This is a genomic window from Candidatus Nanopusillus massiliensis (assembly GCF_920984865.1).
In genome coordinates this window covers 136,889-137,704 of record NZ_OV100765.1, presented here as the reverse complement: position 1 = coordinate 137,704, position 816 = coordinate 136,889, and the positions used below count along the sequence as shown (strand labels likewise).

Genomic DNA, 816 nt, shown 5'->3' with positions numbered 1-816 from the left:
AAAGGTGATATATTTTCCATATCAACAATATTTACCTTTATTTTTCTTTCTTTTATTTTCTTTAATATCATTTTTAAATTCTTTAAATCCAATTTTTCAATAAATAATTCATTTAATGTTTCTTTATATACTGGTGTATTAATTAGATGATCTAAAATTCTTCTTAAAGTAGATTTTGAATAATCTGCATCCTTTCTAATTACTCCGAATCTTTTTGCAACATGAGAAAATTTCCATAAAAATAGATCTGTATTAATTATTGCCTTTTCCAATATATTTTCAACATTATCTATATCAATATTTTCAATTACTTCCTTAATATTTTCCTTTGTCATATATCCAGCCTTTAACATTATCCTATATGGATCCGTCTTTATCCCAACAACAATCCCATATTTTTCAGATAATATTTCAGGAATTTAGCTTGATAATGCATCATTTATTTTAGTTCCAAATGGAGAATGATTAATAAACCAATCCCTATATTGTTCAATATAAATATTATCCTTATTTGGATAAAAATAAAATTCTTGATTTTTTAGTTCATCAAAATTTAATAAATCTCTTTTTATTTCTTGTGCTTCCTGTGCAACTTCTAATGGAACGGGTAATAATTCACCTTCCCATGAAGGTATTGCAGATTCAAAATCTTTTTCTAATCCAACTAAAATCTTATTTTTTTCAACTTTTTCAATCTTCCATGGTAAACCCCTTAATATAAATATTGTACCAGGATTTCCATGTTTTGCAACAAATTCTTCANGTAATATACCAATTTTTTGACCAGTTGTTANNNCATATACATCATATGATTTT

General features: G+C 24.8%; 1 protein-coding gene (running past one end of the window). It reads right to left on the bottom strand.

Going from position 1 to position 816, the window contains the following annotated elements; all coding sequences use genetic code 11:
* Window positions 1-410, bottom strand: the 5' portion of a protein-coding gene (locus LUA84_RS01065; RefSeq protein ID WP_256443576.1) for a hypothetical protein. It extends 313 nt beyond the left edge of the window; only the first 410 of its 723 coding nucleotides appear in the window; its start codon is at window positions 408-410; its stop codon lies off the left edge, out of view.
* Window positions 411-816 lie beyond the last annotated feature (406 nt).